Raw genomic sequence first — 23,959 nt, 5'->3', positions numbered from 1 at the left:
CATCAATGAAAGCGGATCAATTTGCAATCAGCTTTCATTGAGATGGATTGACTAATTGCCAATCCAATAGGGTGGTCAATCAAGGTGGTCAATCACAATCAGGCAGCGACGGGCAAGATGCCAATGATTTTTTGCCATTCAATCGGGCCAGTATTGTGGACTGATACGCCGCTAGAGTCGACCGCAACAGTCACGGGCATGTCTTGCACTTCAAACTCATAAATAGCTTCCATGCCGAGATCCTCAAAGCCCACTACCTTGGCCGATTTAATGGCTTTGGAGACCAGATAAGCAGCGCCACCCACGGCCATCAAATAAGCTGACTGGTGTTTTTTGATGGATTCAATGGCAGTGGGGCCGCGTTCCGATTTACCAATCATGGCAATCAGGCCAGTCTGACCGAGCATGGTCTCGGTGAATTTATCCATCCGAGTGGCGGTGGTTGGGCCAGCAGGACCAACTACTTCATCACGTACTGGGTCGACTGGACCGACGTAATAGATGACGCGATTGGTAAAGTCGACTGGCAGCTTTTCACCTTTGGCGAGCATGTCGGCAATACGCTTGTGAGCCGCATCACGACCCGTCAGCATCTTGCCATTGAGCAGTAAAGTCTGACCGGGCTTCCAGGCCGCGACTTGTTCTGGTGTCAGGGTATTGAGATCAACACGTTGTGATTTTTGTGTGTCGGCAGTCCAGGTCACTTGTGGCCATTCGCTCAGAGCGGGTGGTTCCAGGAATGCCGGGCCAGAGCCATCCAGTGTGAAGTGGGCATGACGAGTCGCTGCGCAATTGGGAATCATTGCTACAGGCAGGTTAGCAGCATGGGTTGGATAGTCCAGAATCTTCACATCCAGCACCGTCGTCAGGCCGCCCAAGCCTTGTGCGCCAATACCTAATGCATTGACCTTGGTGTACAACTCGATACGCAATTCTTCAAGTTTGTTTTGTGGACCACGTGCAAGCAATTCTGCCATGTCAACCGGTGCCATGAGGGACTCTTTGGCCAGCAACATGGCTTTTTCAGGCGTGCCACCAATCCCAATGCCCAGCATGCCCGGTGGACACCAGCCGGCACCCATGGTTGGCACCGTCTTGATGACCCAGTCAACAATGCTGTCGCTCGGGTTGAGCATCACCAGTTTGCTTTTGGCTTCAGAGCCACCACCTTTGGCGGCGCAAATCACTTCAACTTCATCACCTGGAACAATTTCGTAGTGGATCACGGCAGGTGTGTTGTCTTTGGTGTTTTTACGGCCAAATGCGGGATCGGACAATACCGAGGCGCGCAGCACATTGTCTTGATAATTGTAGGCACGGCGTACGCCTTCGTTGATCATGTCGGCCAGGCCCAATTTGGCATCCCACTGCACATTCATACCGACCTTGATAAACACCGTGGCAATCCCGGTGTCCTGGCAAATCGGGCGTTTGCCTTCCGCGCTCATGCGACTGTTGGTCAAGATTTGGGCAATCGCATCGCGGGCGGCCGGGCTTTGTTCTTTTTCATAAGCGGCACCCAGTGCCTTGATGTAATCGAGCGGGTGGTAGTAACTGATGAATTGAAAAGCAGCAGCAATCGAGTCAATCAGGTCGTCTTGTTTGATGATGGTCATGGCAGTCTCTTTTTGTATTGAGGGTGGGGCGTAAATAGGTACTAAACAGAAAATATTGGTATGGCAATCAATGAGGATTGTCACTGACCATGACCCGGTCAACCATGGCCAGTGCCAGCGCTGACAACAGGAAGGCACAATGAATCACGGTCTGCGCAATCAGGGTTTTACTGTCGTATTGTGCTGCGTTGATAAAGGTTTTTAACAAGTGAATGGAGGAAATACCAATAATTGCGGTACCCAGTTTGACCTTGAGCACTGATGCATTGACGTGATCAAGCCATTCGGGTTGATCTGGATGGCTTTCCAGGTTCATTCGCGATACAAATGTTTCGTAGCCACCCACTATGACCATGATCAAAAGATTGGAAATCATTACCACATCAATCAGGCCGAGTACTACCAACATGATGGTTGTTTCGGAAAGGTGTTCACCAGGGGCTATCACACAGTTTTCTAATATCGGTCTGACCGAACAGGAAACCTTGGCAATAGCTTCTGGTATACCCATTGCGGCTTCGACCAGATGAACCAACTCGACCCAGAAATGATAGGCATAGAGGGCCTGTGCTACGATCAAGCCCAGATACAGGGGCACTTGTAGCCAGCGGCTCATGAAAATGATGCGAGGCAATATTTTCATGGCAGGTGAGACGACGGTTTGAACAGGTTTTTCAGCAGACATGTGGATAGGCGTGCAAACAAGAAAGCCTGAATTTTACCGTCATGCGGCAGTGAGCGGCGACAGGTATTTTAATGCCGCGCAAGAGTAAGTAAAATCACGACACTTAGTCAGCCCGTCGTAAGCGGTTTTGCCTATGATGTTACGAGAAGTGTAAAACAAGAATTCTATTATTATTAAATTGGAGGGGCCATGGGCGCTATTGAATCCGTAGTACAGGAAAGTCGAGTATTTCCACCTTCTGCCGAGTTTAGCAGCACGGCAGCCATTCCCAGTATGGAAGCCTACAATGCCTTGTGCGCTGAGGCAGCCAGTGATTACGAAGGTTTCTGGGGGCGTCTGGCCAAAGAACATCTACTTTGGAAAAAGCCTTTTACCAAAGTGCTGGATGAGACCAATCCACCGTTTTACAAATGGTTTGAAGATGGTGACCTGAACGTATCCTACAACTGTCTGGATCGTCATCTGGAAACCCAGCCCAATAAAACGGCCATCATTTTTGAAGCTGATGATGGCAAGGTCACCAATGTCACCTACAAAGATTTGCACAGCCGGGTTTGCAAGCTGGCCAATGGTCTGAAATCACTTGGCATCAAAAAAGGTGATCGCGTAGTCATCTATCTGCCAATGTCGATTGAAGGTGTGGTCGCCATGCAGGCTTGTGCACGTCTGGGTGCCACTCATAGCGTGGTGTTTGGTGGTTTCTCGGCTAAATCCCTGCAAGAGCGGATTGTCGATGTTGGCGCGGTGGCTGTCATCACAGCCGACGAACAAGTCCGTGGCGGCAAAAATATTCCACTCAAGGCGATTGTTGATGAGGCTTTTGCGCTGGGCGGTTGCGAAGCAGTAAAAGATGTAATTGTTTACCAGCGTACTGGTGGCAATATCACGATGGTTGCAGGTCGTGATCGTTGGTTGCATGACGTCATGGAAGGTCAGGCGGAGGCTTGCGAACCTGAATGGGTGAGTGCCGAGCATCCATTGTTTGTGCTGTTTACTTCGGGTTCTACAGGCAAGCCAAAAGGTGTGCAACACAGTTCCGGCGGTTACCTGCTGTGGGCCATCCTGACCATGAAATGGACTTTCGATCTGAAGCCTAGCGATGTGTTCTGGTGTACCGCTGATATTGGCTGGGTCACGGGTCATAGCTATATCACTTATGGCCCATTGGCAGCCGGTGCAACACAGGTTGTGTTTGAAGGCGTGCCCACCTACCCGGACGCTGGTCGTTTCTGGAAAATGATTGAGCAACATAAAGTCAGCGTTTTCTACACAGCACCCACTGCAATCCGTTCGTTGATCAAGGCTTCCGAGTCCAATGAAAATGTTCATCCACGTAAATATGATCTGACTTCCCTGCGTCTGTTGGGCTCAGTCGGCGAACCAATCAATCCAGAAGCCTGGATGTGGTACCACAAAAATATTGGTGGCGAGAAATGCCCGATTGTGGACACTTTTTGGCAAACCGAAACCGGTGGGCACATGATTACGCCGCTGCCAGGCGCAACACCATTGGTACCTGGTTCCTGCACGCTGCCATTGCCAGGCATTATGGCTGCGATCGTGGATGAAACTGGTCATGACGTACCTAACGGTCAGGGTGGTATTTTGGTCATCAAACGTCCATGGCCTTCCATGATTCGTACTATCTGGGGTGATCCAGACCGTTTTGTGAAGAGCTACTATCCTGAAGAATTGGGTGGTCGTCTGTACTTGGCAGGTGACGGTTCAATCCGTGACAAAGATACTGGTTATTTCACCATCATGGGTCGTATTGATGATGTGCTCAACGTTTCCGGTCACCGTATGGGTACCATGGAAATTGAGTCTGCCTTGGTCGCTAATCCATTGGTTGCTGAAGCTGCTGTGGTTGGTAAACCTGATGACACGACGGGTGAAGCCATTTGCGCTTTTGTGGTACTGAAAGGTAATCGTCCAACGGGTGATGACGCCAAGAAAATCGCTACGGAACTGCGTAATTGGGTTGGTCGTGAGATTGGTCCAATTGCCAAGCCGAAGGACATCCGTTTTGGAGATAACCTGCCAAAAACCCGTTCCGGCAAAATCATGCGTCGTCTCTTGCGTGTGATTGCCAAGGGTGAGGAAATCACTCAGGATGTGTCCACATTGGAAAATCCAGCGATCTTGCAACAGCTCAAGGAAACACTCTGATCGGATAGCGTGATTTGAACAGGATGGATGTTTTGGCATCTTTCCTGAGTCTATTCAAACGGGTCAAATGCCAGTCATTTGGCCCGTTTTTATTGATACTCCCACCTTAAATATTAATTTATTGCTGCTTAAGTGCAATTTGTCTATATCAATTTATATACATATCCGGAGTATATATTGCTGATTAATAAAGGCGATTCGGTTGAAAAGAAGCTGACGGAAAAATCAGTGGACGCTTATTGGACGTATAACTTGATTGTGATCAGTGTGCTGATGGGCGTTGGCTTATTGGTCACATTCGTTGTGCCGTTTTTTGGCCGCAGTCTGTTTCTCGCTTCGCGTTGGCACAATGTGCCTTTTTTTCTTGGTGCGCAAGGTGCGGTGCTGATCTATGTCGTCTTGATCGTTGTGTATGCCATTCTCATGAATCGACTGGACCGCCGACAACGACAGGCACGTCGTGCAAATTGTCGAGCTAAACCAATGTCGGTGCGACATACTGAGAATTCAAACTGATATGTTGGGTGAATTTCTTCATAACTCCCGCGTCTGGCGGATTGCCCGTTTTTACTTTTTGTATTGGGCCAGCCTGATGTTGCTGGTGGCCTTCATTTGGCAGCTTGAGCAGGTCTATGGGCCGAGTCCGTGGCACGGTTACATTTTTTTATTTGTGACACTGGCCACCTTCGCCACTATCGGTCTGCTCTGTCACACCTCCGACTTGAATCAGTACTATGTGGCGGGTCGCAACGTTCCATCGGTATTTAACGGTATGGCTACCGCGGCTGACTGGATCAGCGCTGCATCGTTTATTGGCCTGGCAGGCACACTCTTTACGGTTGGTTATGATGGACTGGCCTATATCATGGGCTGGACTGGTGGTTATTGCCTGGTTGCTTTTTTCCTTGCACCGTATTTGCGCAAAGCCCAGAGCCTGACGGTGGCTGACTTTCTGGCACAACGTTTTGCCGATCATCCATTCGCCTCCAAAATCATTCGTTTACTGGCAGTGTTGGCTACTGTGCTGTGTTGCTTTATTTATCTGGTGGCGCAAATTCAAGGGGTTGGGTTGATTACCACCCGTTTTATTGGTGTGGAATTTGGTGTGGGTGTGTTCTTTGGTCTGGCTGGCATCTTGGTTTGTTCGTTTCTGGGTGGGATGCGTGCTGTTACCTGGACTCAAGTCGCGCAATACCTGATTTTGCTTTCTGCTTATCTCTTGCCCCTGGGTTTGTTATCAATGAAATACGATGGACAACCCGTTGCACAAATCAGCTACGCCAAAATTTTAGAGCGCGTGACTATGCGTGAAGCAGAAATCAATGCGCATCCGGCTGAGGCAGAGATCCGCCACTATTATCTTGTTCAGGCTGAAGAAAAACGTCGGTTGATTGATACTTTGCCCAAATCTTACTTGCAGCAAAAAGAGCAGATTCTTAATCAATTAAGCCAGTTGCGTACTCAAGGTGCTTCGCTACGACAAGTCAAGCAGGTTGAAAAGAGTCTGGATATTTTTCCAAGAGACGAGACACAGGCCTTTATTCTCTGGAGTGCCGAGTACGATGATCTCATCGCCAAAAGTCGTCCTTTGATGCCAATGGCCGAGGTCTTTCCGACTGGTGATGGCAAGGAGTATGAGAATAATCGACTCAATTTTATGGCGCTCCTGTTTTGTTTGTTGTTGGGTTCTGCAGGTTTGCCGCATATTCTGACCCGATTTCAGACCAGTAAATCCGTCTCATCGGCACGTCGTTCAGTAGCCTGGACCTTATTTTTTATTGCGCTTATTTATATCTCAGTACCAGCCATGGCTGTATTTATGAAATATGAGATCTATCAGAATCTGGTCGGTATCAGCTTTAGCGATTTACCTGCCTGGTTTGGTCAGTGGAGCAAACTGGATACGCGTTCAATCTCGGTTCGCGATATCAATGGCGATAATATTGTTCAGTATGCCGAGCTCAGTTTGCATCCCGATATGCTGGTTTTAGCATTACCCGAAATTGCCCATTTGCCTTATGTGGTGTCGGGCCTGATTGCAGCAGGGGGATTGGCTGCGGCACTTTCCACTGCGGATGGTTTATTGCTGACGGTCGCCAATACGCTATCTCACGATGTTTTCTACATTTTTGGTAATAAAAAAGCGTCCAACCCACGTCGGGTCACCACCGCAAAAATTCTTTTATTGGCCATTGCGATCCTGGCGGCCTACGTCACTTCTTTGCGTTTAGGTAATATTTTATTTTTAGTGGGTGCCGCATTCTCCATGGCAGCATCGAGTTTTGTGCCAGCTTTAATACTTTCGGTATTCTGGAAAAGAACCCAGGCTACTGCGGTGATTGTGGGTATGTTGGTGGGTCTGGGAGTTTGCCTTTTCTATATCGGCGCGACCTATCCATTTATTACGCAACTCACTGGTTGGCAAATGGCAAAATGGTGGGGCATTGAACCCATCTCTTCCGGATTTTTTGGTGTACCAGCTGGATTTACGACGATTGTTCTGTTGAGTTTGTTGATTGGCCGTACGGTCAGTTCAACCGACTTATCACATTGTTGGGTGGATCATATTCGGACCGGCGATTCCGAATAAATGTGAAGTCGATAGTATTCCAATGACTACCAATGATCTGAGCGAAAAAAAAGCCAAGGTGTTAAGACCTTGGCCCTTAATCCACCTTTAGGAGGGGTGGAGGAGACAGTTCATAGTCTATAGATTATGTTGCGACGCAGCAAGACTTTTTTGAATCAATCTCTCTCATATTCATAATAAAAATACGATATTTCGAAATACTTATAACGCTAAGGAAGGTCATTCTCACTTTAATGACATTTTCCAGTTCGGAAATCTTCAGCGATAAGACGCGAATTGCTATCAGTGCGGAAAATGATTGGTTTTTCTTCCAGGTTGGGAGCAGTGCGGTTGGCCGCGCGTAAAATCACCTCGTCAACCTTATGCCGTAATGGGGATTTTGAGCAGACTGGGTCAGTCGCCGCCGGATCTCCGGCAATAATGAAAGCCTGACAGCGACAGCCACCAAAATCCTTGGTTTTTTCTGGGCAGCTACGACAAGGCTCTTGCATCCAGTCATCGCCACGAAACAAGTTGAAAGCTTGACTGCGATTCCATATCTCGGCTACTGGCACATCACGCACATTGGGCAAAGATAAACCAGGTAAATCGCGTGCATTGTGGCAGGGTAATGCCATGCCATCTGGTGCAATACTCAGAAAAACCGAACCCCAGCCATTCATACAGGCTTTGGGCCGATCTTCGTAATAGTCGGGAATCACAAACAGCAATTTGCAACGTTTGCCAATTTTTTCACGATAGCTGTTTACAACTGCTTCAGCTTCGCGCAGCTGTTCTTTGGTTGGCATCAATTGATCACGATTGGCCAATGCCCAACCATAATATTGCGTGTTGGCCAGTTCCAGATATTCAGCATCAAGCTCCAAAGCCATCTCAATGATCTTGTCGACATGAGGGAGATTATGACAATGCAAGACACAATTCATGACCATGGGATAGTCATATTTTTTGATCAGTGCCGCGACTTTCTTTTTCAGGTCAAAGGTCTTGGTGCTGCTCAGGAAATCATTTAATTCCTTGGTTGAGTCTTGAAACGATAATTGGATATGATCCAAACCGGCTTCTTTCAGGGCGGCAATTCTGGTTTCATTCAAGCCCACGCCAGAGGTGATCAGGTTTGTGTAAAAACCGAGTCGATGCGCTTCGGCAACCAGTTCTTCCAGGTCATCACGCATGAGTGGTTCACCACCAGAAAACCCAAGCTGAACCGCGCCCATGGCACGAGATTGGCGCATGACGTCAATCCATTCACTGGTGGTAAGCTCATTGCGAACAGCATCGTAATTGACAGGGTTATAACAAAATGCGCAATGCAGTGGACAGCGATAGGTGAGTTCGGCAAGCAACCAATAAGGTGGGGCAATGGCCGGTTTAGCTGCAGTATTGCTGTCCATGATCAGACGATCCAGTTTTCTTGAAAGGCATGCGTTAGCATGGCTTCAATATCTTTGCGTAAGCCAGTGGTATTGAATTTGGTTTCCAGCGTTGTCACAATCTCATCAATCGTTTGTGTGCCATCGCAGCATTTAAGAATTTCGCCAGCGCTGCTATTGAGGCGAATCATGCCTTCGGGATAAAGCAACACATGATTTTGCTGTGTTTCTTCCCATTGCATGCGGAAGTGTCGATTCAGTTTTGGTTTGTCAGGCAATCCACTCATTCCGGGTAAGCCCTTTCAATGGCATCCAGCATGGACCAGAGAATGTCGAGCTTGAACTGCAAGATTTCCAATGCGTGTTCTTGCTGTTTGCGTGTCGTAAAGTAATCCAGTGTGACAGCCAGACCATGTTCCACATCACGCTGCGCCAAGGGCACACGGCTGCGGAAATAGGTCAGACCTTCAGACTTGATCCAGGGATAGTGTTCAGGCCAGGTCGCCAAACGGTCTTTATGGATTTGCGGTGCAAACATCTCGGTGAGTGATGAACAAACTGCTTCTTGCCAGGGAGCGCGGCGCGCAAAATTGACGTAGGCATCACAGGCAAACCGAACGCCAGGAACAACATTGCGCAAGGACCAGAGTTCTTCGCGCGCAATACCTGTTGCCTCACCCAGTAAGGTCCAGCTTTCAATACCACCAGATGCATGACCTTGATAATCATCATAACCGTCATGATCGAGTATACGAGAGATCCATTTACGGCGCGTGTCGCGATCATCGCAATTGGCCATGATGGCAGCATCTTTAATGGGAATGATGCTTTGGTAATAAAAGCGATTGGCCACCCACCCACGAATCTGATCGGGTGAGCATTTGCCCGTATTCAACTTGATATTGAAAGGATGATGAATATGGTAGCTCTTGCCCTTGTCACGCAATTGCGCTTCAAATTCGGTGCGGCTCCATGGTGTGTCGTTTGTTGTCACAATATGATTTCCATTCCATCGATTGCCACCTCAATACCATGTTTTGTCAACATGGCACGTTGCGCTGAGTCGTCGCGCAGGATCGGGTTGCTGTTGTTGATATGAATCAGTATCTTGCGGGTAGCTGGCATTTTGTCGAGTACTTCAATCATGCCACCTGGGCCCGATTGTGCCAAATGGCCCATTTCGGAAGAGGTCTTTTTTGACAGGCCCATCGTGATCATTTCATCTTCGGTCCACAAGGTACCATCCACCAGCAGTACATCGGAACTACTCATCACTTCGGCGACCTCGGGTGTCAAAACCCCAAGTCCTGGTGCATAAAAAATGCTTTTGCCATTGGTCTGGTTGATAATTTTCAGACCGATGTTGTCCCCGGCATGGGGATCATGGCGATGTGGCGAATAGGGTGGGGCTTTACTCAAAAGCGTTACTGGACAAAAACTCGTCTGTTCAAGGGGCGCAATAGTAAAGGGCTTGCCATCAGGCTGAATCGTATTGCGTGCCACGCTGCAATAATGTGATAGCACGTTGGTGATAGGCAGTCCGGTGGATAAATCGCCAAAGACTTGTTCGGTGGCGTAAAGTGGTAGCGGTGTTGAGCGCTCACGCAGCATTAACAAACCAGTAACGTGGTCAATTTGCGCATCCATCAGCAATACGGCGGTAATCCCACTATCGCGGATTGCACGCGCAGGTTGCAAGTCAGGGTTGGCGCGGAGCTGAGTCAGAATGTCTGGAGAGGCATTGATTAATACCCAGTCACTACCATTCTCACTGACGGCAATGGAGGATTGTGTGCGTGGTGTGGCCTGAATCGTGTTATTACGTACACCCTGGCAATTGAAACAATTACAGTTCCATTGCGGGAAACCACCGCCTGCGGCTGAGCCGAGGATTCTTATTTTCAAATTGTGTCTCCATCAAACAGCCGAAACCGAAGTCGCGGCTGTTAAATCGCAAATCAACGATTAGCGATGTACATTGTGATTTCGAAACCAAAACGCAGGTTTGTAGCTTGTGGAGTTTCCCAAGTCATGATGATTTTCCTTTAAAAAATGTCTCGTTGTTTTAAGTTGTATTTAGAACAGCCAACGATTTAACTGATCTGGGTGTATTGTGCTGATTGGCAGTGAATTTGGCTTGTGTAATTCCCACATCAAGCACTCATGATTTTCATGAAAGTTAAGACAATCATGGTTGCCAACATTAGAATGCGAATTCTTTATTCTGTCCCAGCAACTTCCCACTTGAGAAATTAAAATGACAAACCAGCTTATTTACCTATTGATTGGCTAAGTGGTGACAAACTTGTTGCAGGAAAACAATCTCGCCAAAACATCAGATCTTCAGCAAGATGATGTTGCGCCGCAACCATTGCCGGTAAAGGCAATGAGTCTGCGAAGCAAAATTAATCTGATTTTTGCCGTGGTCAGCGTTTTGGTATTGGGCTTGTTGGTCATGATGGAAATCATGGTGGCTCGTACCAGTGTGCGCGAAGAAATTGAGTCAACCAATCGGATTGCTGATCATTTGCTGGGCCGAATCAGCTGGCTTTATTCAATGGGTGGTTTGGAGCAATTAGCGGGCTTTTTACGCGAGACTGGCAGAATTCGCGCTAATGACATTGTATTGGTGGATTATGCGGGCAATATTCTTTATGCATCATCGCCATCCACCTACAAGGCCGGCAATAATGCACCCGAATGGTATGCTGCAATGCTGACCCCGGTACTCAAGCCTACCACCATCATGCTTAAGAATGGTCGCTTGATTATTACCCCCGATCCTTCGCGCGCCATACTGGATGCTTGGGATGACTTGCGTCAAATTTTTTTGGTGGAAGCTGCAACCTTACTATTGGCCGATTTATTGATCTTTTTTATTGTTGGTCGATGGCTTACGCCTTTTGTTCAAATTTTGAATGCCTTGCGTGATTTTGAGCGTGGTAACCATCAGGTTCGATTACCGGTTTTAGCAGGTAAAGAAGCAGATGAAATGGGGCGTACTTTTAACCAGATGGCACAAGCGGTAGAAGAAAATATTCAAGCTCGCCATGCCAGTGCCGAAGCACAGGCGCGACTTGATGCTCAACGGGAATTCAGTGCGCTTCTGACTCAACGAATTGAAGAGGAGCGCGCTTCATTAGCACGTGAACTGCATGATGAGCTTGGTCAGTCTCTTACAGGCATTTGTAGTATCGCTAAATCAATGAGTGATAGTCCAGCGCTTAAAGGCAGTGCTGTTGAGTATTCAAGCAAAATGCTGTTTGATGCTGCCACCGCCACCGTAGATGCACTGCATCGTATGATTCCACGGTTACGACCAATTCAGCTTGAGGAAATGGGGCTCAATGATGCGGTGCGAGATCTGGTCAGTGAAATCCAGTTGGCTGAACCAGCGCTCAGTATAGTTATGCAGATTGATCCACTCATGCCTGCCTTGCCAGAAGCATTGGAGTTATCTGTTTATCGAATTATTCAAGAATCGTTGACCAATGTCATTCGTCATGCCAAGGCTAATCGGGTTAGTTTATTTTTGCGCATGCAGGCAGATGATTTGCGTCTTACTATCACGGACAATGGTGTTGGCATCCCTGATACACTGATTCAGCCGGGCCATTTTGGGGTGCGCGGCATGCAGGAAAGAGCGGAACTATTGGGTGGTCATATTGTGTTTCGGCAAGGTGATGAGGATGGTATGGAAGTCGACGTGACGATCCCTGTCAGAAAGGTTGCTGTATGAGTGAGCAAATTTCAGTCATGCTGGTAGATGACCATATGGTGGTACGTTTTGGTTTCCGGATGTTACTCGAAGCCACGCCGGATATCAGGGTTGTCGCCGAGGCTGAATCAGCTGAGGCAGCTTATCAAGAAATTCCAAATTGCAAGCCCGACGTGGTTGTGATGGATGTGTCATTGGGTGGTACGACCGGAGTTGAGGCCACTCGCCGAATTATTGCGCGAGATAAAAATGTCCGTGTACTTGGTTTGTCTTCTCACGAGGATCCCAGTTATGTTCGCTTCATGCTGAAAGCTGGCGCACTGGGTTATTTGTCCAAGCGTAGTGCTCCTGATGATTTGATATTGGCAATTCGTAGTGTTGCCGCAGGGCGCATGTATCTGGATCCACGCTTGTCGCAACGAATGGCGCTGCAAGAGTTTGATGGTGGTACCAATCCGATGGAAATTCTGTCCGAACGAGAATTTGAAGTTTTCATTCAGCTTGCTAAGGGGCAATCAGTTAATCAGATTGCCACCGCTTTGAATATCTCGCCGCGTACTGCCGGTACGCATCTTTATAATGTGAAGCAAAAACTTTCCGTATCCAATCAGGCCGAGTTGTCATTGATTGCAATTAGGCATGGTCTGATTGATTTGTAACCGGAATTTATTTTGGTTGGTGGCAGACCGGGATACTTACCCTTATTGAGTCCCTGTTTGCTGATGCATTCAATAATCTTATCGATTAATAGCCCATAGTGCTATTTTGGCAAACCTTGCAAATAGTAGTATTTACCTGATACTGAATTGAAAAAAAGCCAGTTAAGATAGCCCTATAAAAGTAAAACTATATTGGGGAATACGGTGATGCTACATTCAATCAAGGGTAGGCTTTCTGAAATATTCTGGTGTTTCTTTCTGATCATTCCAGTCATTATCTTCAATTTCCTTCCTAGGCTGCTTGGCTGGTGTTGTGGTGCATCTCGGGATGGTTCGAAGGGTTCTATGCATTCTGTCATTGAATTTGATAATGCCAGTACTTTTGGAACAGTTCGCTCTATCGATCAGGCACCATCTGCGCTATTTGAAATCAGTGTGATCGCGAATGCGAATAGCGCAGAAGAAAGTCATGCCAGGACAGTCAATTGTGCTCAACTGTAAACAGTTTGGATGCGGCAGTTAAACTGTTTCATGTTTGCAATTGATGACTATGACGTGTTGCTCACACGTCAAACTGCCGCCCGAATTGGTGATTCATCATTATAAATAACCGGGGATTTTGCAAAGACATTTTTTCCTGAATTGACTGCATTTCTAATCAAATCGACAGTACTGACAATATGCGTTTCCAGGGCAAGGGCCGCGCGTGTTTCATTACCCTTGATGGCAGCCTCATAGATATCTGTATGTTCTTGGTGAATATTTCTTTCGATAGTTTGCAGGCTAATTGTATAGCGACGATATCGTTCACCATGACGAGACAGTTGACTGAGAATCTGCTGTGTTCGAGGCGAGGGATAACCTGACGTCAAGACTTCATGAAATGCTCTGTTTAGTTTTTCATAGTCCATGCGCTGATTGGGTGAAATGGGATGGGAGATGATATGCATTGCTTCAAAGGTCTGACGAAGCCGAGTTTTCCAGGCGGCATCACCATGTCGTATGGATAGTCTTACTGCTTCAATTTCGACATGAAGCCGAACCCGCGTAATATCTTCTAAGTCTGCCAGTGTCATGGGGGCAACTCTGAATCCACGCTGACCTTCGGCAATCACCAAAGAATCGCTTACCAGGCGCGTTAAGGCTTCACGCAATGTGCCAGCGCCAACTTGATACTTGTCTTTGAGATGTTCGACGCGCAATTTTTCATCGGGAGGTAATAGCCCTTCCACAATATGTTGTCGGAGCTCGGCATACGCCCGTTCAACCAATGTACGGCTGGCCATGCCATCTGTGGATGAATAAAGAAGTGGCATGTTCATGATGGAGAGCGACGCCCTAGTCGATAACTTAATTGTGGACGGCTCATTCCCAGCATGCGTGCTGCTGCGGAAATGTTGCCATCGGACTGTTCAACAGCTCTTTGGATCAAGGCCTCTTCCAGGCTATCCAGACTAAGATGATGTGCTGACATTAATTCGAGTAAATTATTGCAATCTAGCGACTGGGCCTTACCAATCGTACCGTCAGTATTGAGACCGCTCGTCATGTTGATCGGTGTGCTTGGGAATAGATCATGAATATCGACCGACATGTCTGGGCTGGCAAGGATAACACCTCGCTCAATTAAATTTTCGAGTTCTCTAACATTACCTGGCCAGTCATGGGAGTTCAGTGCATTTAAAGCACGATCGGTTAATCCTGCAAGTCGTTTTCCATGCACGGCTGAAAACCGTTTGAAAAGATGGGTGGCAAGCAAGGAAATGTCTTCATTGCGCTCACGTAAAGGTGGAATTCTTACTGGATAGACATTGAGGCGATAATAGAGATCTCGTCGGAAAGTGCCGTTTGCAACAGCTTGTTCCAAGTCGACATTAGTCGCGGTGACAACTCGTACATCAATTTTTTGTGTCTGAGTGCCGCCCAACCTTTCGATTTCACCTTCTTGTAAAACGCGGAGCAATTTTGCCTGGGCTGCCATTGGCAACTCACCAATCTCATCCAAAAACAGCGTGCCATTATTGGCTCGTTCAAATCGTCCAATACGCGTTGTGTTGGCACTGGTATATGCTCCTTTTTCTGCGCCAAAAAGTTCAGACTCGATTAGCTCGTGTGGTAAAGCGGCACAATTAATTGCTACGAATGGCTGCTCGCTACGGCGACTCATTGTATGGAGTGCCCTGGCAAATCGCTCTTTACCCACACCTGTTTCACCGGTGAGTAAAACGGTGACATTGGTCTGAGCAGCTTTTTTCAATAATTCGAAGGCGCTTCGAAAAGCTTTGGAGCGACCTATTAATCCTTCAGGTGGTGCGATCATTTGATTTGCCTCAATGGTTGCACGCAACTGCTCAACCTGGTCAACAAGAACTTCCATGGATTCGAACATTGATGTCGGGTTATAAATTTCTATCAATTCGCTGGCATCAGGCCAATCTGCCAATGGTCTACCCTCAATCAGGCAATGGCCATGGCCACATGCCGTGCATTGCTGTTCTTTAAAAAAGATGGGACAACCCATGAACTCACTGCTATAGCCCGATGCATAACCAATCAGCATCCAGCAGACAGGAGATTCTTGTTGACCAAATTCGGCGACATGAGCTTCGACTTCCCACGAGTGATCCCAGCGATGCTGGGCACTAAAGTGTCCGGTTGCCCGGTCTGCCTCAAATCGCAGGGGAGTTACCTGTACAGCACCTTCGAGCATATGCAATTGCGGTCCGGTCGCAAACATGTCCACGATATCTGCTTGCGGTCGGGTCAGTCTTGCCAGTTCGGCATCACGTTTGCCAGCAGTATGTCCCGCTCTTATAAAAATCCGTTTGGTTTGTTCAAAGCCGATGGTATGCATTAACTCTCGGCGCATGGCACCCAGGGCTGCCACATGCATGAGCACCATGCGATTACCCGCAAGCCATATTTTGCCGTCTTGTGGCGAGAAGTGAACCAGCTGTCGCAAATCATTATCAGTAGGTAATTGCTTCATAAGTTACCTTACTGCAAAAATATAAATTATCGAGATTATTGGATTTGATGAAAATTTAAGCACGAAGTCTCCAAGGCTGATCTGTTTTTATTTTATTGAACGATTTCGTCAATATTCTAATTGTTTTTAATCAATTGATGAAGTGATACCCGATTTTTAACAGAGATATTTCATCTGGTTTTACATGATCATACCGGTTTTGATGTGTGATATTCAATAATTTACTAGGGGAAACCCTTAAAAAATCGAGATTTTTGATAATGTGGCATGTCCTATGCAATGTCTTAAGAAAAAACAAGCTGGAGACACGCAATGCCAACCCCACAAAATCAGCGATCAATATCCGTAGAGGCAGAGTCAATGCCACTGGTGGATATCACGCGTCGATTTGTGCGCATCCTGTCCCGTAAAGACAATGGTTTGATTGAGTTCGAATTTTCTATTGATTCGACTGATCTGATGGTGGAGTTGATGTTGCCGTTGATGGCGTTCGATGAATTCTGTGAAGTAAATCAAGTGCAGTTGCTGCCCACAGTTAAACAGGCGTACGGAGACCAGGAATGACAGTAGAACTCAAAACGGTAGACATCAGACCATTGCGACACACCTTTGGCACGGTGGCAGAACAGATCGGTGGTGACAAGGCGGCATCGCGTTATCAGGAAGCGATGCTGGGTGCGCAGTCAAAAGATAATTTTCATTACCGATCTACTTGGGATTCGGAATACGAGATTTACGATTCTAGGCGTACAGCAATCAAGATGCGTAACTGGTATGACCTGAAGGATCCGCGTCAATTTTATTATGCCAGCTGGACGATGGCTCGCGCCAAGCAGCAAGATGCCATGGAGTCCAATTTTCAGTTTGTCGAATCACGTGGTCTGCTGGATGCCATTCCTGAAAATGTCCGGCAGCTTGCTCTGGATGTGCTTGTGCCATTACGTCATGTGGCATGGGGTGCCAATATGAATAACTGCACGATCTGTGACCTTGGCTACGGTACAGCATTCTCGGCATCCTCCATGTTTTATGCACTGGACTCATTAGGAGTGGCGCAATACCTCACGCGTATTGGCTGGTCAATAGCCGATCCTGGGGCGCTCGATATTGCCAAGCATTCCTGGTTGACGGCTTCGGTATGGCAAGACTTGCGTCGCTACGTAGAAGATACCTTGGTAGTGCAGGATCCGTTTGAATTGTTTATTGCGCAGAACCTGGTGTTGGATGGTTTGCTCTATCCGCTGATTTATGACGAATTTGTGGATGGCAAGATTGCCTTGCAGCAGGGCGGCCCAATTGCCATGCTGACTTCATTCATGGTGGATATCTCGGCAGAGACGTCCCGCTGGATTGATGCCACCGTCAAGGTTGCTGTGGCCGAATCGGCTGACAATAAAAAACAGATTCAGGAGTGGACGGATCAATGGTCTGCCAGAGCTATTGAGGCATTGACTCCCATTGCCAGCCTGGCTTTTGGTGATCAATCGGTCCTGGCTTTGGAAGAGGTGCAGGAGTCCTGGGTGGCCCGTTGCAGCAAGCTTGGCCTGTTTCAATAATTCAAGAGAGCGCTATCTATGTCAAACGTATTTATTGCATTTCAGGCCAACGAAGATGCTCGTCCGATTGTTGAGGCCATTATTGCGGATAACCCCCATGCGGTGCTGGTTGAGTCTCCGGGACTGATCAAGATTGATGCGCCAAATGAGCTGACGATCCGACGTGAAACGGTAGAGGAAAAGTTGGGAAGAGCTTTTAGTCTTCAAGAAGTGCAGATTAATCTGGTGACGCTATCCGGTTATCTTGATGAGGATGATGATCAGATGACCTTGAGTTGGAATCACTAATCAAACAGTCGAGGAGCAGACAATGGATGCCAAAGTACAAAAGAAGAAATTAGGACTTAAAGAGCGTTACGCGGCCATGACAAGAGGGCTGGGTTGGGAAACAACCTATCAGCCAATGGACAAGGTTTTTCCATTTGATCAATATGAGGGTATCAAGATTCATGATTGGGATAAATGGGAGGATCCATTTCGTCTGACCATGGATGCCTATTGGAAATATCAGGGTGAAAAAGAAAAGAAATTGTATGCAGTCATTGATGCCTTTGCCCAGAATAACGGACACCTTGGCGTCACTGATGCGCGTTATATCAATTCGCTCAAGCTGTTTTTGCAGGGTGTCACACCACTGGAATACAGTGCTCATCGAGGCTTTGCACACGTAGGGCGTCACTTCACGGGTGAAGGTGCCAGGGTTGCCTGTCAGATGCAGTCGATCGATGAATTGCGCCATTATCAGACCGAAACCCATGCTATCGGTAACTACAACAAGTATTACAACGGTCTGCATGATGCCAATTACTGGTTTGATCGGATCTGGTATTTATCGGTGCCCAAATCCTTTTTTGAAGACGCACTTACATCAGGGCCATTTGAATATTTAACGGCAGTCAGTTTCTCATTTGAGTATGTGCTGACCAATCTGTTGTTTGTGCCTTTCATGTCGGGCTCAGCCTATAACGGCGATATGTCTACGGTGACTTTTGGTTTCTCTGCGCAGTCTGATGAATCACGCCATATGACACTTGGCATTGAGTGCATCAAATTCATGCTGGAGCAGGATCCGGGTAATGTTGCCATCGTGCAGAAGTGGATTGACAAGTGGTTCTGGCGCGGTTATCGGTTGCTGACACTGGTTGGCATGATGATGGACTATATGCTGCCCAAACGTGTCATGAGTTGGCGTGAGGCATGGGAAATGTACGCAGAACAGAATGGTGGTGCGCTCTTCAAGGATCTGGCTCGCTACGGTATTCGTGAACCCAAGGGCTGGAAGGATGCTTGCGAAGGCAAGGATCATATTTCGCATCAGGCCTGGGCAACTTTTTATCAGTATGGTGCCGCTACCGCTTTTCACACCTGGATTCCCGAGCAGGAAGAACTGGATTGGCTGTCATCGAAGTATCCCGAAACCTTTGATCAGAATTATCGTCCTCGTCTTGAATATTGGGCCAAGCAGGCCGAAGAAGGCAAGCGTTTCTATAACACGACATTGCCAATGCTCTGCAACACCTGTCAGATTCCTCTCTTGTTTACCGAGCCGGGGAAACATAACACCTTAGGCCATCGCCAGTGTGAACATGAGGGTGAAACCTATCATTTCTGCAGCTCGCACTGTCAGGAAATTTTTGAAGATGAGCCGGAGAAATACGTGCAGTCCTGGTTGCCAGTGCATCAAATCTATCAAGGCAATTGTTTTGATCCGGGAACAGATCCAAGTCAGCCAGGTTTTGATCCTCTCAAAGCAGTACTTGAACATTATCGAATTGCAGTAGGACGGGATAACCTGGATTTTGCCGGTTCAGAAGATCACAAGAATTTTGAGGCGTGGCGTGGTCAGGCCAAGCGCAATTGAGGAAAGAGACATGTCAGTTAAATCTATCAAGCCCTATCAGTTTCCTCCGCGAGATCTGAGAGAAAACTTTCCAGCACCACTTTTGTATATCAGTTGGGATGAGCATTTGATGTTTGCCGCGCCATTTTGCATTCCGCTTCCCGAGGCAACACCTTTTGCAGCGTTATCTGCTTCGATATTACCTGGGATGTTTGGTGTGCATCCTGATTTTGAAAAAATAGATTGGGGTTTGGTTGAGTGGTTCAAGGCTGATCAGCCATGGCAGCCAGATGTCAATCAGACCCTGGTGGGCAATGGTCTGAAACATAAGGATTATTTGCGATTTCGGACACCAGGGCTGCATGGTCTTTCTAACTGCACATTCTGATTAACCATGTCATATCAACTCACTATTGAACCGCTGGGTGCCACCATTGAGGTGGAGGATGGGCAGAACATGCTGGATGCAGCATTGCGCCATGGTATTTATTTGCCGCATGCCTGTTGTCATGGTCTGTGTGGTACCTGTAAGGTGCATATCATTGATGGCGATGTCGACCATGGCGAGGCTAATCCGTTTGCATTGATGGACTTTGAACGTGAAGAAGGCCGTACGCTGGCATGCTGTGCACTATTGAACAGCGATGTTGTCATTGAGGCCGATATTGATGAAGAGCCTGATGCGCGGATCATTCCGGTACGCGATTTTGTTGGTCGTGTATCCAGTATCAATGTGCTGACACCAACAATCAAAGCCATCTTCATAAAATTGAATGAGTCAATTGAGTTTCAGGCTGGTCAATATATCAATCTGACGATTCCAGGATTGAATGAAAGCAGGGCTTTTTCAATCGCAAACAGTCCGACTTGTCACGGTGAAATAGAACTCAATATTCGTCGAGTTCCGGGTGGTGTTGGTACTGCCTATTTTCATGAAAAATTGAAGGTGGCAGACGAAGTCAAACTATCAGGACCATATGGCCGTTTTTTTGTCCGTAAATCGGCACAATTACCCATGATTTTTATGGCGGGTGGTTCTGGATTATCAAGTCCGAGATCGATGATTATTGAGTTGTTGGAAGAGGGCTGTGATTTACCCATCACACTTTTCTATGGTCAACGCTCATTGGATGAGCTGTATTACGACACTGAATTTTGTGAGCTTGCCAGCCAATATAAAAACTTTACTTATGTCCCAACACTGTCGCATGAACCGATTGATAGTAAATGGACTGGCGCTCGAGGCTTTGTTCATGAAGTTGCCAAAGAACATTTTTCAGGATCATTCAAGGGACATAAAGCCTATTTGTGTGGCCCTCCGGCAATGATTGATGCGTGCATTACCACTTTGATGCGTGGCCAGCTATTTGAAGAGGATATTTACACCGAGAAATTTGTTTCAGCTGCCGATGTTCAGCAGGCCAGAAGTCCCTTGTTCAAAAAAGTTTAGGTGCTGAGTATGATCACCAATCTTTATCCTAAAGTCAGCGTAACGGTTTTGCAGACAGCAGAGAGCTATCCCTGTGCGACCAATGAAACGCTACTGAAAGGTATGGCCAAGATTGGTCGACGTGGGATTCCTGTTGGTTGTCTGAATGGTGGTTGCGGAATTTGCAAGATTCGAATTGTTAATGGCATGACTGATATGGCCAATCAGATAAGTCGTGCACATGTGTCAGCAGAGGAGTCCGAGCAGGGTATCACTCTGGCTTGTTGTGTTGTGCCTAAAACCGATGTGCAGATTGAAGTTGTAGGAAAAATGACAAAGCCGTTTTTGAGCAAGTTTGTTGTGAACAAGTAATGCATCAACCCGCAATAAGTCAATAAAAGGAGACAGCTATGGGTGTTATGAGAATCGGTCATGTCAGTCTGAGAGTCATGAATATAGAGGCTGCCGTGAAGCATTATGAGAATGTGCTCGGTATGAAAACGACTCATCAGGATCAACACGGCAATGTGTATTTGAAATGCTGGGATGAGTGGGATAAGTACTCACTGATTCTTACGTCAGCAGATCGTTCAGGTATGAATCACATAGCCTTCAAGGTCGAAAATGATACCGATCTGGATCAGTTATCGAGTCGCATCAGAGAATATGGTGTCGCCACTGAATTCATGCCAGCTGAAACACTGCCGGCAGTTGGACGCATACTTAAATTCAATCTGCCAAGTGGTCATGAAATGTTGCTCTACGCATCGAAAGAGTACGTTGGAACGGGTGTTGGCGTCACTAATCCGGATCCTTGGCCTAACGATATCAAGGGTGCGGGTGCGCATTGGCTTGATCATGCCTTGCTGATGTGTGAGCTGAATCCTGAAACCGGTGTCAATAAAGTGGCAGAGAACACCGACTTCATGAAGGCATGTCTGGATTTTTATCTGAGCGAACAGGTCACTGTTGGTCCAGGTGGGGCAATTCAGGCGGCTACCTGGTTGTTCCGTACCACTACACCGCATGATATTGCTTTTGTGGGTGGGCCGCATGCCGGTTTGCATCATCTGGCCTTCTTTCTGGATTCATGGCATGACGTGCTGAAGTCTGCAGATGTGATGGCCAAAAACAAGGTGAAGATTGATGTTGCGCCAACCAGGCATGGCATTACACGCGGCGAAACCATTTATTTTTTTGATCCCAGTGGGAATAGAAACGAGACATTTGCAGGATTGGGCTATCTCGCACAACCTGATCGGCCAGTCACTACCTGGACTGAAGAAAACATTGGCCGTGGGATTTTCTACCACACCGGAGATCTTGTTGAGTCATTCACGACTGTTTATACCTGATTAACAGAGCGATCAAGAATGATCACAACCACTTTATCCAATTGATCAAATGACAGGAATGCAATGACCGATCAATCCGTACGAACCAGAACCATTGATTGGCCCGGTGCGGCCAAAGCAGTGCAGGCTGCTGTTGCCATGGCAAAAAAATTGAACGTATTGGTCAATGTTGCTGTGGTTGATCGAAGTGGGGTATTGGCCGCATTTTTAAGAATGCCCGGAGCGCCATTGCATTCTGTTGAAATTTCAATTGACAAGGCCTATACGTCGGCAAGTTTTGGATTGCCTACTAGTCAATGGGATGCCATTCTGTCAGAGCACTCTGCCATGGTCAAAGAAGGTCTGTTGTTACGTCCACGCTTTGTTGCTTTTGGTGGTGGAGTACCGATTTACGAGGAGGGATTCATTTTAGGAGGAATCGGTGTTTCGGGCGCATCTGAGCAGCAGGATGAACAGTGCGCTCGCGCCGGATTGATTGCAATCGGCTTGGATAGCCATCATTGATACAGAGCGTACAGGTATGAAGCAAATAGCAAATTTTATAAATGGTGAATTCATCACCACAGGAAAAACCTTTGAAAAAAGGTCGCCACTGAATCAACAAGTCATTGGCCATGTGCATGAGGCAGGTAGTGCTGAAGTCAATGCGGCCGTGCTCGCTGCCCATGCGGCGTTGCAGGGACCATGGTCAAGAATCACAGTTGCCGAGCGTGTTGATTTGCTATACGGCGTGGCCGATGGCATCAATCAACGTTTTGATGATTTCCTTCAGGCCGAGTGCGCAGATACCGGTAAGCCATTCAGTTTGGCGCGTCATATTGATATTCCAAGGGGAGCGGCAAATTTCAAGATATTTGCTGATGTTGTCAAGAATGTACCGACCGAGTTTTTTGAAATGGCCACGCCGGATGGTCGAAGCGCAATCAATTATGGATACCGTTCACCGGTTGGTGTGGTTGGCGTGATCTGTCCCTGGAATCTGCCCCTTCTGCTGATGACATGGAAGGTCGGCCCTGCGCTGGCCTGTGGTAACTCGGTTGTCGTCAAGCCTTCCGAAGAAACTCCCCAGACAGCAGCCTTGTTGGGTGAAGTGATGAATGCGGTTGGTATTCCCAAGGGTGTTTATAACGTGGTGCAAGGATTTGGGCCGCAATCTGCTGGTGAATTTCTGACCACCCATCCTCAGGTAGATGCGCTAACGTTTACCGGTGAGACCAGGACAGGGGAAGTCATCATGAAAGCCGCGGCCAAAGGCGCGCGTCCGGTCAGTCTGGAAATGGGTGGGAAAAATGCTGCCATTGTTTTTGCTGATTGTGATTTCGATGCTGCTATCGAAGGCACCATGCGTTCCGTCTTTGTCAATGCTGGTCAGGTCTGTTTAGGTACTGAGCGGGTCTATGTTGAACGGCCAATTTTTGAGCGTTTTGTCGCCGCCTTGAAACAAGGTGCCGAAGCACTGAAGTTTGGCTTGCCAGAGTCATCAACTACCACTATGGGACCATTGATTAGCAAGGAGCATCAAAACAAGGTGCTTTCTTACTATCGGATTGCTGCAGAAGAGGGGGCAACCATCGTAACGGGGGGGGGAGTGCCTGCTATGCCTGCAGAGCTGAGCGAGGGTAGCTGGATTGAACCAACTATCTGGACTGGACTGCCGGAAACCGCACGAGTCATGAAGGAAGAAATATTTGGACCATGCTGTCATATCAGTCCATTCGATAGCGAAGAAGAGGTTCTCAGTAAAGCCAATGACAACGAGTATGGTTTGGCAACAGCTATCTGGACTCGTGATTTGGCCAGAGGACACCGGATGGCACAGCGAATGCAGGTGGGGCTTTCCTGGGTCAACTCCTGGTTCCTGCGTGACTTGCGGACACCATTTGGTGGGGCCAAGCAGTCTGGCATCGGTCGCGAAGGTGGTGTGCACTCTCTGGAGTTTTATACCGAGCTGAAAAACGTTTGTATCAAATTATGAGTCAT

The 23,959-nt window shown here is 47.5% G+C and carries 23 protein-coding genes and 1 pseudogene; 15 read left to right on the top strand and 9 right to left on the bottom strand.

Translation table 11 applies throughout. The features are described from left to right. Positions 1-98: 98 nt before the first annotated feature. Together ACMYR3_RS10540 and ACMYR3_RS10535 are read right to left on the bottom strand one after the other, a co-directional pair. A complete protein-coding gene (locus ACMYR3_RS10540; RefSeq protein WP_424191914.1) occupies positions 99-1,616 on the bottom strand; it encodes a fumarate hydratase in 1,518 nt (505 codons plus the stop codon). A 67-nt stretch (positions 1,617-1,683) separates the two neighbouring features. Then, complete coding sequence (locus ACMYR3_RS10535) at positions 1,684-2,301, bottom strand: YqhA family protein (RefSeq protein ID WP_424191913.1); 618 nt, start codon at positions 2,299-2,301, stop codon at positions 1,684-1,686. Between the two features lie 189 nt (positions 2,302-2,490). Between ACMYR3_RS10535 and acs the strand changes: the two genes are divergently transcribed. The 3 genes from acs to ACMYR3_RS10520 all read left to right on the top strand — a co-directional run bounded on the left by acs (position 2,491) and on the right by ACMYR3_RS10520 (position 7,060). Next, the gene (acs, locus tag ACMYR3_RS10530) at positions 2,491-4,470 is read left to right on the top strand and encodes an acetate--CoA ligase (RefSeq protein ID WP_424191912.1); all 1,980 of its coding nucleotides are present in this window, start codon (positions 2,491-2,493) and stop codon (positions 4,468-4,470) included. Between the two features lie 177 nt (positions 4,471-4,647). Continuing rightward, positions 4,648-4,986 carry a sodium/substrate symporter small subunit gene (locus ACMYR3_RS10525; protein ID WP_424191911.1) on the top strand — a complete coding sequence of 113 codons (339 nt, stop codon included), beginning with the start codon at positions 4,648-4,650 and terminating at the stop codon, positions 4,984-4,986. A 1-nt stretch (position 4,987) separates the two neighbouring features. Beyond that, a complete protein-coding gene (locus tag ACMYR3_RS10520) occupies positions 4,988-7,060 on the top strand; it encodes a VC_2705 family sodium/solute symporter (RefSeq protein ID WP_424191910.1) in 2,073 nt (690 codons plus the stop codon). A 230-nt stretch (positions 7,061-7,290) separates the two neighbouring features. Here the strand turns inward: ACMYR3_RS10520 and pqqE are convergent, their stop codons facing one another. The 5 genes from pqqE to pqqA are packed head-to-tail and all read right to left on the bottom strand — an operon-like array spanning position 7,291 to position 10,466. Beyond that, positions 7,291-8,454 (bottom strand): pyrroloquinoline quinone biosynthesis protein PqqE, encoded by a 1,164-nt coding sequence (gene pqqE / locus ACMYR3_RS10515; RefSeq protein WP_424191909.1) that lies wholly within the window; start codon positions 8,452-8,454, stop codon positions 7,291-7,293. A gap of 2 nt (positions 8,455-8,456) precedes the next feature. Next, positions 8,457-8,720 carry a pyrroloquinoline quinone biosynthesis peptide chaperone PqqD gene (gene pqqD, locus ACMYR3_RS10510; protein WP_424191908.1) on the bottom strand — a complete coding sequence of 88 codons (264 nt, stop codon included), beginning with the start codon at positions 8,718-8,720 and terminating at the stop codon, positions 8,457-8,459. Then, on the bottom strand, positions 8,717-9,427 hold the full coding sequence (gene pqqC, locus ACMYR3_RS10505) for a pyrroloquinoline-quinone synthase PqqC (RefSeq protein ID WP_424191907.1): 711 nt from the start codon (positions 9,425-9,427) through the stop codon (positions 8,717-8,719). Before pqqC ends, pqqD begins: the two co-directional genes overlap by 4 nt. Beyond that, positions 9,424-10,338, bottom strand: a complete 915-nt coding sequence (gene pqqB, locus ACMYR3_RS10500; protein WP_424191906.1) for a pyrroloquinoline quinone biosynthesis protein PqqB — start codon at positions 10,336-10,338, stop codon at positions 9,424-9,426. The genes pqqC and pqqB overlap by 4 nt, the downstream gene beginning before the upstream one ends. Before the next feature lie 53 nt (positions 10,339-10,391). Continuing rightward, a complete protein-coding gene (pqqA, locus tag ACMYR3_RS10495) occupies positions 10,392-10,466 on the bottom strand; it encodes a pyrroloquinoline quinone precursor peptide PqqA (protein WP_424196466.1) in 75 nt (24 codons plus the stop codon). Between the two features lie 353 nt (positions 10,467-10,819). Between pqqA and ACMYR3_RS10490 the strand changes: the two genes are divergently transcribed. Beyond that, positions 10,820-12,172 carry a HAMP domain-containing sensor histidine kinase gene (locus tag ACMYR3_RS10490; protein ID WP_424191905.1) on the top strand — a complete coding sequence of 451 codons (1,353 nt, stop codon included), beginning with the start codon at positions 10,820-10,822 and terminating at the stop codon, positions 12,170-12,172. Beyond that, positions 12,169-12,810: a response regulator gene (locus ACMYR3_RS10485; protein WP_424191904.1), complete on the top strand. Its 642-nt coding sequence runs from the start codon at positions 12,169-12,171 to the stop codon at positions 12,808-12,810. Before ACMYR3_RS10490 ends, ACMYR3_RS10485 begins: the two co-directional genes overlap by 4 nt. Positions 12,811-13,547: 737 nt before the next feature. Here the strand turns inward: ACMYR3_RS10485 and ACMYR3_RS10480 are convergent. After that, positions 13,548-14,096 (bottom strand): annotated as a pseudogene (locus ACMYR3_RS10480) (GntR family transcriptional regulator); the annotation flags it as partial. Positions 14,097-14,128: 32 nt separating this feature from the next. Next, positions 14,129-15,799 (bottom strand): sigma 54-interacting transcriptional regulator, encoded by a 1,671-nt coding sequence (locus ACMYR3_RS10475; RefSeq protein ID WP_424191903.1) that lies wholly within the window; start codon positions 15,797-15,799, stop codon positions 14,129-14,131. Between the two features lie 312 nt (positions 15,800-16,111). Here ACMYR3_RS10475 and ACMYR3_RS10470 point away from each other — a divergent pair, with 312 nt between their 5' ends. The 10 genes from ACMYR3_RS10470 (at position 16,112) to ACMYR3_RS10425 (ending at position 23,954) form a co-directional block, all read left to right on the top strand. Next, positions 16,112-16,363, top strand: coding sequence for a phenol hydroxylase subunit (locus ACMYR3_RS10470; RefSeq protein ID WP_424191902.1), 252 nt, complete (start codon positions 16,112-16,114; stop codon positions 16,361-16,363). Continuing rightward, a complete protein-coding gene (locus ACMYR3_RS10465; RefSeq protein WP_424191901.1) occupies positions 16,360-17,355 on the top strand; it encodes a phenol hydroxylase in 996 nt (331 codons plus the stop codon). Before ACMYR3_RS10470 ends, ACMYR3_RS10465 begins: the two co-directional genes overlap by 4 nt. A gap of 18 nt (positions 17,356-17,373) precedes the next feature. Continuing rightward, positions 17,374-17,643 (top strand): MmoB/DmpM family protein, encoded by a 270-nt coding sequence (locus ACMYR3_RS10460; RefSeq protein ID WP_424191900.1) that lies wholly within the window; start codon positions 17,374-17,376, stop codon positions 17,641-17,643. Positions 17,644-17,665: 22 nt separating this feature from the next. Then, positions 17,666-19,216 (top strand): aromatic/alkene/methane monooxygenase hydroxylase/oxygenase subunit alpha, encoded by a 1,551-nt coding sequence (locus tag ACMYR3_RS10455; protein WP_424191899.1) that lies wholly within the window; start codon positions 17,666-17,668, stop codon positions 19,214-19,216. 10 nt (positions 19,217-19,226) lie between these two features. After that, complete coding sequence (locus ACMYR3_RS10450; RefSeq protein WP_424191898.1) at positions 19,227-19,583, top strand: phenol hydroxylase subunit P4; 357 nt, start codon at positions 19,227-19,229, stop codon at positions 19,581-19,583. 6 nt (positions 19,584-19,589) lie between these two features. Then, positions 19,590-20,645, top strand: coding sequence for an NADH:ubiquinone reductase (Na(+)-transporting) subunit F (locus ACMYR3_RS10445; protein ID WP_424191897.1), 1,056 nt, complete (start codon positions 19,590-19,592; stop codon positions 20,643-20,645). Between the two features lie 9 nt (positions 20,646-20,654). Beyond that, on the top strand, positions 20,655-20,996 hold the full coding sequence (locus tag ACMYR3_RS10440) for a 2Fe-2S iron-sulfur cluster-binding protein (protein ID WP_424191896.1): 342 nt from the start codon (positions 20,655-20,657) through the stop codon (positions 20,994-20,996). A 38-nt stretch (positions 20,997-21,034) separates the two neighbouring features. After that, positions 21,035-21,979: a catechol 2,3-dioxygenase gene (locus tag ACMYR3_RS10435; RefSeq protein WP_424191895.1), complete on the top strand. Its 945-nt coding sequence runs from the start codon at positions 21,035-21,037 to the stop codon at positions 21,977-21,979. Positions 21,980-22,042: 63 nt separating this feature from the next. Further along, positions 22,043-22,483: a GlcG/HbpS family heme-binding protein gene (locus tag ACMYR3_RS10430; RefSeq protein WP_424191894.1), complete on the top strand. Its 441-nt coding sequence runs from the start codon at positions 22,043-22,045 to the stop codon at positions 22,481-22,483. Positions 22,484-22,499: 16 nt separating this feature from the next. Further along, positions 22,500-23,954 carry a 2-hydroxymuconic semialdehyde dehydrogenase gene (locus tag ACMYR3_RS10425; RefSeq protein ID WP_424191893.1) on the top strand — a complete coding sequence of 485 codons (1,455 nt, stop codon included), beginning with the start codon at positions 22,500-22,502 and terminating at the stop codon, positions 23,952-23,954. The last annotated feature ends 5 nt before the right edge of the window (positions 23,955-23,959 follow it).

The organism is Ampullimonas aquatilis (assembly GCF_049675895.1).
In the GTDB taxonomy this organism is placed as follows: Bacteria; Pseudomonadota; Gammaproteobacteria; order Burkholderiales; family Burkholderiaceae_D; genus Ampullimonas; species Ampullimonas aquatilis.
The sequence above is the reverse complement of the archived record's forward strand: the minus strand, read 5'-3'. Positions and strand labels throughout refer to the sequence as shown.